The following is a 3,147-nucleotide window of genomic DNA, read 5'->3' on the forward strand; positions in this document are numbered from 1 at the left end:
GCAGGGCAGGGGCTGGTGTGAGGATGGATGGAGTGGTGGCGGACTCTCTTTTTCTGTCATGCCCGGGCTTGACCCGGGCATCCAGGGCGGCAAGAGCCGCTCTCGGTGGCCCCTGGATTGCCGGGTCAAGCCCGGCAATGACAGCAGGGGGAACCGCAGTGCCTTGGACGGCCTGACCCCATGGAAATACTCGTCGTCAACCCGAACACCACGGCGGGCATGACCGCCAAGATCGGCGCCGCCGCCGCGGCCGCCGCGGCGCCGGGCACACGCGTCGCCGCGGTGAATCCGGAGGCGGGGCCGGTCTCGATCGAGGGCTGGGTCGACGGCGCCCTGGCGGTGCCGGGGCTGCTGCAGGAGATCGCCCGTGGTGAGGCGCGCGGCGTCGCCGGCCACGTCATCGCCTGCTTCGACGACACCGGGCTGGACGCCGCCCGCAGCCTGGCGGCGGCACCGGTGGTGGGCATCGGCGAGGCCGGCTTCCATGTCGCCTCGCTGCTGGCCGGCCGCTTCTCGGTGGTGACCACCCTGGCCCGATCGATCCCGGTGATCGAGGCGAACCTGCAGCGATACGGCCTGGCCGCGCGCTGCGCCCGGGTGCGGGCGGCGGAGATCCCGGTGCTGGAGCTGGAGCGCCCGGGCTCGGACGCCGAGCAGCGGATCTCGGCCGAGATCGCCGCGGCGCTGGAGGCCGACCGGGCCGAGGCGATCGTGTTGGGCTGCGCCGGCATGGCCGATCTGGCCGCGCGGCTGTCGGCCCGCCACGGCGTGCCAGTTGTCGATGGCGTCGTCGCCGCGGTCACGCTGGTCGAGGGGCTGGCCCGGCTGGGCCTGCGCACCGCCAAGACCGGCGGCTACGCCCCGCCGCGGCCGAAGCCCTATGCCGGCGGCATGTCCGGATTCGGCATCCGGTGAACCTGCGGATAGTCATCGAACCGACGGCGGCGCAGACGCGCCGCCCTGGCGCGATCGGCTCTATCAGGGGTACCACACGGCGATGGCGGCGGCCATCGGTCGGCGCGATGCCTGCGAGCCTGGCTGAAGGCGGGGGCGAGAGGCGGCGGACGGCCAGGCGCAGCTGCCGCGCGGCCGCAAGCTGGTGGTGCAGATCGTCGAGACCTTCGGCGACAAGCTGGTCCCGACCTCCGTCGAGCGGCTCGACCGCATCCAGCTGGCCGAGGCGCTGCACCTCGATCTGCCGCCGGTGATGATCTATGGCGACGACGTCAGCGACATCGCCACCGAGGAGGGGATCGCCAACCTGCTGCTATGCCGAACCGCCTATGACCGCGGGCAGGCGATACGCGGCGTCGCCGGCTACACGCCGGTCGGCCGCGCCCGCGACCGCCGCATGGTCGAGGAGCTGCGGGCCCGCAAGGTGAGCCGCCGGCCGGAGGATCTCGGCATCGACCCGCTCGACACGCATCGGAGCCTGCTCGCCGTGCATTCGGTCAAGGATCTCATGCACTGGTCGGCCCATCTCTACGAACCGCCCGTGTGGCAGGCGGTTGTCGCCGATCTCGTCGAGTGCGCCTCCCCGGGGCGGGCTGCGCATCTCGATCAATGACGATGGGGCCCGGCCGGACACGATGATGTTGGGGCTGATGCACGGCGGCTGGAAACCAGCCGTGGAGCTGGCGCGGCGCGTGACGGCGCAGGTTGTCGAGGGCCGTCATGCCGGAACGCCATGACCTACTGCACGTGGCGCTGGGCGGGTGGCCGGTGATCGCCGCCGCCCCGCTGAGCACGGCGACCGCTCGGTCCCGGTGGGCCGGCGGCCGCAGGCCGAGGGGCTGGTCGCCTTCGGCATTGGACTGCATCCGCCGCTGGCTCACCGCCTGACACCGCCGGCGGTGGCAAGACCAAGGTATAGGTCCCCGCCAACGAATGCAGGGCGCCGGCTTCCCCATGGGCGATGGAGCGGCCCGCCGCCCCGACCCTAACCTGTGACGGCTTCGGACATCATCCTCCCTGCCCGAACAGAACGAGGTCGACCATGCGCCGCAAACTGCTTCTTGCCGCCGTGGGGATGGTGGCCGGGACATCCGGCTCTCTCCTCCTCGGCATCGACATCTTCGGCTCCGCCTCCACCGCATCGCCGGTTCCGGTCGTACAGCCCGTGCCCGTCGCCGAGGCGACCGTGACGAAACAGGATGTGCCGATCGAGCTGGACGGGCTCGGCCGGGTGCAGGCCTTCAACACCGTCACCGTCCGCACCCAGGTCGAAGGCCAGATCCAGCAGATCGCCTACGACCAGGGGCAGACGGTGCAGAAGGGCGACCTGCTGGTCACCATCGATCCGCGCCTCTACCAGGCGAAGCTGGAGCAGGATCAGGCCGCCCTGGCCCGCGACCAGGCGCATCTGGCCAATGCCCAGGCCAATCTCGGCCGCACCAAGCCGCTGGAGCGCTCGGGCTACGCCACCGACCAGGAGGTCGATACCCAGCAGGCGAAGATCGACCAGCTCCAGGCCTCGATCAAAGGCGACCAGGCGGTGATCGACCAGGACCAGGTCGAGCTCGGCTACACGAAGATCACGGCGCCGATCACCGGCGTCACCGGCTTCCGCCTGGTCGACGAGGGCAATGTCGTCCACCCGGCCGACGCCAACGGCCTGGTCACCATCGCCCAGGTGCAGCCGATCGCCGTGCTGTTCACGCTGCCGCAGGCGGCGCTGCCCGACATCCAGCGCCAGATGGCCGGCGCCGGCGCGGCCGGGCTGACGGTCGAGGCCTGGTCGCAGGACGGGACCAGCAAGCTCGACACGGGCACGCTCGAGACCCTGAACAACAGCGTCGACGCCGCCAGCGGCACGATCACGCTTCGGGCGGACTTCCCGAATGCTCAGAAGATGCTGTGGCCGGGCGAATTCGTGCAGGCCCGGCTGGTGCTGCGGGTGCAGCAGGGCGGGCTGACCGTGCCCGCCGCCGTGGTGCAGCGCGGACCGGATGGGGCCTTCGCCTGGGTGGTGCGGCCCGACGGGACCGTGGCGCCGCAGCCGATCCAGGTGGCGCAGTCGGTGCGCGGCACCGCGCTGGTCACCTCCGGCCTGGCGGCGGGCCAGACCGTGGTCAGCGACGGCCAGTACGGGCTGCGGCCGGGCGACGCTGTGGCCGCGCGCAGCCCGGCCGACACCACCGCCGCGCC

3 protein-coding genes are annotated in these 3,147 nt (G+C 72.0%); all 3 read left to right on the forward strand.

Annotation, left to right across the window (positions count from 1 at the left end):
- The first annotated feature begins 180 nt into the window (after positions 1–180).
- Positions 181–915: an aspartate/glutamate racemase family protein gene (locus ABDW35_RS34755; RefSeq protein ID WP_343718411.1), complete on the forward strand. Its 735-nt coding sequence runs from the start codon at positions 181–183 to the stop codon at positions 913–915.
- 187 nt (positions 916–1,102) lie between these two features.
- Complete coding sequence (locus tag ABDW35_RS34760) at positions 1,103–1,567, forward strand: malonate decarboxylase subunit alpha (RefSeq protein WP_343718412.1); 465 nt, start codon at positions 1,103–1,105, stop codon at positions 1,565–1,567.
- 429 nt (positions 1,568–1,996) lie between these two features.
- On the forward strand, positions 1,997–3,147 hold a 1,151-nt coding region (locus tag ABDW35_RS34765), incomplete at its 3' end, for an efflux RND transporter periplasmic adaptor subunit (protein ID WP_343718413.1).

This window comes from Inquilinus sp., assembly GCF_039594555.1.
Taxonomy (GTDB): Bacteria; Pseudomonadota; Alphaproteobacteria; order DSM-16000; family Inquilinaceae; genus Inquilinus.